Origin of the sequence: Oceanobacillus luteolus (assembly GCF_042678205.1) — a bacterium.
GTDB classification, from domain to species: Bacteria; Bacillota; Bacilli; order Bacillales; family Amphibacillaceae; genus Oceanobacillus; species Oceanobacillus luteolus.
Genome location: NZ_JBHUDE010000110.1, coordinates 1 through 6728, shown reverse-complemented (window position 1 = coordinate 6728; position 6728 = coordinate 1). Strand labels below are relative to the sequence as shown.

General features: G+C 38.1%; 5 protein-coding genes. 3 read left to right on the top strand and 2 right to left on the bottom strand.

From position 1 onward, the window contains the following. Positions 1-109: 109 nt before the first annotated feature. Positions 110-712, bottom strand: coding sequence for a YhcN/YlaJ family sporulation lipoprotein (locus tag ACFSBH_RS12925; protein ID WP_379597897.1), 603 nt, complete (start codon positions 710-712; stop codon positions 110-112). A gap of 84 nt (positions 713-796) precedes the next feature. Continuing rightward, positions 797-1288, bottom strand: a complete 492-nt coding sequence (locus ACFSBH_RS12920; RefSeq protein ID WP_251514922.1) for a hypothetical protein — start codon at positions 1286-1288, stop codon at positions 797-799. A gap of 193 nt (positions 1289-1481) precedes the next feature. Here ACFSBH_RS12920 and ACFSBH_RS12915 point away from each other — a divergent pair, with 193 nt between their 5' ends. From ACFSBH_RS12915 to pyc, 3 genes are all read left to right on the top strand, one after another. Then, positions 1482-1763, top strand: coding sequence for an Fpa/YlaN family protein (locus ACFSBH_RS12915; protein ID WP_251515048.1), 282 nt, complete (start codon positions 1482-1484; stop codon positions 1761-1763). Positions 1764-1956: 193 nt separating this feature from the next. Next, positions 1957-3153 (top strand): putative lipid II flippase FtsW, encoded by a 1197-nt coding sequence (ftsW, locus tag ACFSBH_RS12910; protein WP_251514920.1) that lies wholly within the window; start codon positions 1957-1959, stop codon positions 3151-3153. After that, the gene (gene pyc / locus ACFSBH_RS12905; protein WP_251514919.1) at positions 3131-6571 is read left to right on the top strand and encodes a pyruvate carboxylase; all 3441 of its coding nucleotides are present in this window, start codon (positions 3131-3133) and stop codon (positions 6569-6571) included. The genes ftsW and pyc overlap by 23 nt, the downstream gene beginning before the upstream one ends. The last annotated feature ends 157 nt before the right edge of the window (positions 6572-6728 follow it).

The following is a 6728-nucleotide window of genomic DNA, read 5'->3' as shown; positions in this document are numbered from 1 at the left end:
TAAAGACCGATAATGATAAATTTGACTCAAAAAAGGATCCTAGCAAAGTTTTGATTGCTTGGATCCTTTTTAATTACTGTTTTCGGCTAGTTATGTCCCAGCCTCGTTATTATTCCTTCCTATGATTTGATTGTTCTTCTTGTATATCATCTAATTGATTTTGTTCCTCGTCCGGCAATATTTCCTTGTTATCGTCGTTCTCTTGCGGCTGATCATCATTAACAGGGAACTCTGGCATATAACGGGAAACTATAGCAGAGAGTTCATCAACAATTCCACGAACTGGATAACCTTCTTGAACTTGATCACCCATTCCACGTAATCTTGCCATCAAATCAGCATCTGCTACTACGACAGCAGTTTTGCCCCAAGGGTCATGATATAAAGCTTCCGAGACAGAGTATTTTATAGACCCAACACGGGATCTGTCGATGTCTTCATTTACATCTATCGCAACTACAGTGTATGGGCCGGCTACTAATGCAGAAGCTTGGTTGACTTCAGGTACGCTACTCGCGACTTTAGCGAGATGGTTTGCTATTTCTGTATTTGACAATTGCTCTGTCTCATTTGTTTTTGTATTCTCCACTTGTAAGAATCGATTGTTTGTTTGGTTGTCCTCTTCAAGTTTAGCTTCGTCTGCATTTTGATTTTGACAACCAAAAAGAAGTGTCATACAAAAAATTAAAAAGCAACACTTACGAATATACATGATCATTCCTCCTAAAATAAAGCTGCTGGGCTTATTTTTAGCAGAATGAAGTAAAATATTCGTAAGCAATTAATTATTGAAAGCTTAATCTATAATAATTTTCTTTACTGCCTTAATCGGATTATCCCGATTTGAACCATCTCCAAAGTAAACATGGACTGGGCCATCTTCCTTTAAAGGTTTCCCTTCGCGGGAGAACAATAAAAAGCTTTGTTTCAGTTGGTCCAGTGAGATGGCAATTTCATTTCCATCTTCTTGAACGAGAATGGCGTCAGTAGCTTCGTCACTCACTTCAACATTGTTATAGAATGGTTCAAAAGGCATAACATATGTATTCTTAAATATTTCGTCGACCTCTTTACGAGGAATTGGTTTATTGTCATTTGTAGCCTCATATACTTCACGGTTGAATCGTTCATCAGAGCTGAAAGTGTGCTTGTTTTCTTCAATATTTTCTAATTGATCTTCTTTATTGAAAGCATCCTCCAACTTTATCTTTCGATCATCGAATATCCAAACACCTGCATCAAGAGTAATCGGAAATTTTACCTTTCCGGAAACTGGTATAATCTGCATGTTGTAACTCTCCCATCCATCTTTTTGTTAAATAAGGAATTAACTCTGTTAATCATAACAAACGTAAGCGTTATTTTCATCTAATGAGTAATAGACTAATATTTTCCTGTAAATCCCTTAATTATGTTTGCAATTTTATTAATCAAGAGCTAATATATAAGAAAGAGTCTTATTACCGGAGGGGATATATTTGATTCCAGAGGTGACGGTTAATCATCGTGAAAAAGCTTATGCCCTTCTAAAGGCTGATGCTGACAAAATTTTACGACTAATCGAAGTTCAAATAGAAAATTTAACGGCTCCACAGTGCCCAGTATACGAAGAAGTATTAGATACTCAAATGTTTGGTCTCTCAAAGGAGATTGATTTTGCTGTGCGCTTGAACTTGATCAGTGAAAATGAAGGTAAAGCACTTCTAGATAACTTGGAGAAGAAGCTTAATATATTACATGAAGCATCACAAAATACATTGTGAATGGTTTTTTGTGTGTGTCATGTAGCAAAAACTTTGCCTAGAGTATTCGGCAAGGTTTTTTTGTTTTATCATTAAGGATGTGGATAATAAAAAAACTTTTATAATAGTATGTACTATTTGTTTTAATGTGATATACTTTATAAAAAGTTAAAGCTTATCCCTCCAATAAAATCTACTGTTGGGGAGAAGAAAGATGTTACAAAAACTTAAATACTATGATTATACGTTAATCATAACACCACTTGTTCTTACAGCGTTTGGCCTAGTCATGATATACAGTGCTAGTATGGTAACAGCGGTTGTAGTGGACGGTGTGGAGAGTACATATTATTTGAAAAGGCAAGCAATGTGGTTTGGAATTGGATTCATAGCTTTTATTTTTACTAGTATTTTCCCATATCAGTACTACCAAAAGCTCATGAAGATAATTGTATTATCTGTACTCCTTCTACTCGTTGCTTTATTATTCGCTGGTACAGAAGTTAATAATGCAAAATCTTGGTTGCAAATCGGCCCGATGAGTTTACAGCCTTCTGAGTTTGCCAAACTCGCATTAATTATGTATCTTTCCTCCGTTTATTCCAAAAAACAAGCCTACATCGATCGTTTTGGTATTGGAGTATTGCCTCCATTAATTATGACATGTGTCTTTGTGGGACTAATCGTAATCCAGCCAGATATCGGAACAGCCTCCATTGTATTTTTAATCGCCTGCTCTGTCATAATCAGTTCAGGGATTCGATGGAAGCATATTGGTATTTTAATTGCCATAGGCATTGTCCTTGCTGCCATTGCGGCACCGTCCATGGTGACAGATGAACGAATTTCACGTTTTACAGGAGCGTATAAGCCATTTGAAACACCGGACTCTGACGGATACCAATTGATTCAATCTTATGTAGCAATCGGAGTTGGTGGATTAACAGGAGAAGGACTTGGACAAAGTGTTCAAAAGCTAGGATATCTCACGCAGGCATATACAGATTTCATCATGGCGGTTATCGCTGAAGAACTTGGTTTTGTGGGAGTAGTGCTCGTTATTGGTTTACTTGCAATCATTGTGTTAAGGGGAATTTTCATTTCAAGGAAGTGTACCGACAGTTTTGGTGCACTGCTAGCTATTGGAATCTCATCAATGGTGGGAATTCAAGCGTTTATTAATCTCGGTGCAATCAGTGGAATCTTACCAATTACAGGGGTTACCTTACCTTTTGTCAGTTATGGTGGTACGTCACTTCTGGTTTTACTCATCTCAATGGGTATTTTAAATAACATTGCAATGAATGTAAGAAAAAGAGAGAGTGAAGCAGGAGACCCAAATGAATCACAATATACTAATATAAAACATATTAATAGAGGTGGAAATAATGGGAGATTTAAAGCGTATTAACAAAGTTCTAGTCGCAAACCGAGGGGAAATTGCAATCCGAGTTTTTCGGGCTTGTACCGAGCTGGGAATTCGGACAGTGGCAATTTATTCAAAAGAAGACAGAAGTTCCCTACACCGATTTAAAGCTGATGAGGCTTATCTTATCGGTGAAGGGAAAAAACCAATTGATGCCTACCTTGATATCGAGGGGATTATTCAACTCGCTAGGGATAAAGGTATTGATGCGATTCATCCAGGTTATGGTTTTCTGTCTGAAAATATTGATTTTGCAAAACGCTGTGAAGAAGAAGGGATTATTTTCATTGGTCCTAAAAGCAAACACTTAGACATGTTCGGCGATAAAGTAAAAGCCCGTGAACAAGCGATTAAAGCTGGTATCCCGGTTATACCTGGAAGTGGAGCTGTATTCAGTGTAGATGAAGTGTTGGCTTTTGGCGAAGAGCATGGATATCCTATCATCATTAAGGCTACGCTTGGCGGCGGTGGAAGGGGCATGCGGATTGTCAACTCTGCTGATGAAGTTCCTGAAGCATATGATCGAGCAAAATCAGAGGCAAAAGCAGCTTTTGGTGACGATGAAATCTATATTGAAAAATTACTGACAAATCCTGAACATATCGAAGTGCAGATTTTGGGAGACAATGCAGGGAATATTATTCATCTGTATGAAAGAGATTGTTCTATTCAACGTAGACATCAAAAGCTTATTGAAGTTGCACCAAGTTTGTCCTTAAGTGAAGAAATGCGCAACGAAATTTGTAATGCTGCAGTGGACTTAATGAAGAATGTCGATTATGTTAACGCTGGAACTGTAGAATTTCTTGTTTCAGAAGGTAAGTTTTATTTCATAGAAGTTAATCCACGTGTTCAAGTGGAACATACCATAACGGAAATGATAACTGGAATTGATATTGTACATACACAAATTCTAGTTGCTGATGGATTTGAATTGCATGATGATGTTATTCAAATACCACACCAAGAAAACATTAAAGTTGATGGTTATGCAATACAGTCAAGAGTAACAACAGAGGATCCGAGAAATAATTTTATGCCGGATACAGGAAAGATACTTGCTTATCGTACAGGTGGGGGATTCGGTGTAAGGTTGGACGCAGGGAATGGTTTCCCAGGAGCGGTCATCACTCCTCACTATGATTCATTATTAGTAAAAGTATCGACATGGGGAAGAACCTATGAACAGGCAATACAGAAAATGGTACGTAACTTAAGGGAATTTCGGATTCGCGGTATTAAGACGAATATTCCATTCCTTGAGAAAGTAATGCATCATGAGAAATTTATTACAGGTAAGTATGATACTACCTTTGTTGATACAACAACGGAAATATTCGAATTTGCAGAAGCGAAAGACCGTGGAACAAAAATGTTGAGTTTCATCGGCGACATCACTGTCAATGGTGTTGAGGGTGCATTAAAAGTTGAAAAACCTGAATTTTCTAAGCCTATTGTTCCGAAAGTTAATCGTCAACAACCTTTTGAAAACGGTACAAAACAAATACTTGATGAACAGGGACCAGAAGGATTAGCGAATTGGGTAAAAGAACAGGACAAAGTGTTATTGACGGATACAACATTCCGTGATGCACATCAATCACTGCTTGCAACCCGAATTCGAACGAAAGATCTTTTGGAAATAGCAGAACCGACTGCTAAAATACAGCCGAACTTGTTCTCCGTGGAGATGTGGGGTGGGGCAACTTTTGATGTTGCTTATCGCTTCCTTAAAGAAGATCCTTGGGTACGGCTAGAAAAACTAAGAGAGAAAATGCCAAATGTTCTCTTTCAAATGCTGCTTCGGGCGAGTAACGCGGTAGGATACAAAAACTATCCTGATAATTTAATAAATGCCTTTGTGGAGAAAAGTGCAGAAAGAGGAATAGATGTATTCCGGATCTTTGATAGCTTGAACTGGTTTGAAGGAATGACACTTGCAATTGAAGCAGTTCGGAAATCCAATAAAATAGCGGAAGCCGCGATGTGTTATACAGGAAATATGTTGGATAAAGGCCGCTCTAAATATGATTTGGATTACTATGTAAACTTGGGTAAGCAATTGGAAAATGCAGGGGCACATATTTTAGCGATAAAAGATATGGCGGGATTATTGAAACCTGAAGCTGCATACCAACTTATTTCTACATTAAAGGAAAAAGTTGATTTGCCAATCCATTTGCATACTCACGACACAAGTGGTAATGGAATTTATATGTATGCGAGAGCGATTGACGCAGGAGTGGATATTGTCGACACTGCCAACGGTCCGCTCGCGGGAATGACATCCCAGCCAAGTGGACAAACTTTATTCCATGCTTTAGAGGGTCATGACCGTCAACCAGAAATGGATATTGAGCGTGTGGAAGAGCTATCTTACTATTGGGAAGGTATCAGAGAGTATTATAGTGATTTTGAAAGTGGAATGAAGGCTCCACATACAGAAATCTACAATCATGAAATGCCAGGCGGCCAGTACAGCAACCTCCAGCAGCAAGCTAAGGCAGTGGGACTTGGCGAACGCTGGAATGAAGTGAAGAAAACCTTCCGTTTAGTAAATGATATGTTTGGTGATATTGTAAAAGTGACGCCTTCCTCAAAAGTAGTTGGTGATATGGCTTTATTTATGGTACAAAATAACTTAACAGAACAAGATGTCTATGAAAAAGGCCATCAGATCGATTTCCCGGAATCAGTTATTGAGTTTGCATCTGGTTATATTGGTCAACCTTATCTTGGTTTCCCTGAGAAGCTACAGAAAGTGATTTTAAAAGATCGCAAACCAATTACCGTCCGACCAGGTGAATTGTTGGAACCAGTTGATTTTGATGCGTTACGTGAAGAGCTTGAGAAGAAAATTGGTCAGCCTGCTTCCGATGAAGACGTCATTGCTTATGCTTTGTATCCTAAAGTATTCCTTGATTATAAAGAATTCTGTGAACAATATGGTGACATGTCCTTACTCGATACGCCTACTTTCTTCTATGGAATGAAGCTTGGTGAAGAGATTGATGTGGAAATAGAAGAAGGAAAAACGTTGATTATCAACCTTGTATCCATATCAGAACCTAAGCCTGATGGTACACGTGTCATTTACTTTGAACTCAATGGCCAGACTCGCGAAATTGTCATTAAGGATAAAAACATCCGTTCATCGGTTGCATTCCGTCCTAAAGTCGAAAAAGGTAATGAAAAACATATTGGTGCCACCATGCCTGGAACTGTCTTAAGTGTAAATTCCAATAAAGGTGACGAGGTTAAAAAAGGCGATCACTTGCTGACAACGGAAGCGATGAAGATGGAAACAAGTATTCAAGCGCCTTTCGATGGTGTAATTAAAGATGTTTATGTCAAAGAAGGTTCGGTAATTGAAGTGGATGATATCTTGATCGAATTTGAATAATAATCTGTTGACTTAGCAATTAACATATGAATAAAAAACATCGCTCAAGATTTAGACTAACACAATAAAATGAGACAATAAAAAACACCTTCGAAATGGTATAATCAAACCAATACTAATTCGGAGGTGTTTTTGCGTGGGCAAAAACGTTTATTCT

What these genes read in the sequence shown, in the direction of transcription:
- ACFSBH_RS12925 (WP_379597897.1), bottom strand. Translation starts at nt 712, where the DNA reads ATGTATATTCGTAAGTGTTGCTTTTTAATTTTTTGTATGACACTTCTT.
- ACFSBH_RS12920 (WP_251514922.1), bottom strand. Translation starts at nt 1,288, where the DNA reads ATGCAGATTATACCAGTTTCCGGAAAGGTAAAATTTCCGATTACTCTT.
- ftsW (WP_251514920.1), top strand. Translation starts at nt 1,957, where the DNA reads ATGTTACAAAAACTTAAATACTATGATTATACGTTAATCATAACACCA.
- pyc (WP_251514919.1), top strand. Translation starts at nt 3,131, where the DNA reads ATGGGAGATTTAAAGCGTATTAACAAAGTTCTAGTCGCAAACCGAGGG.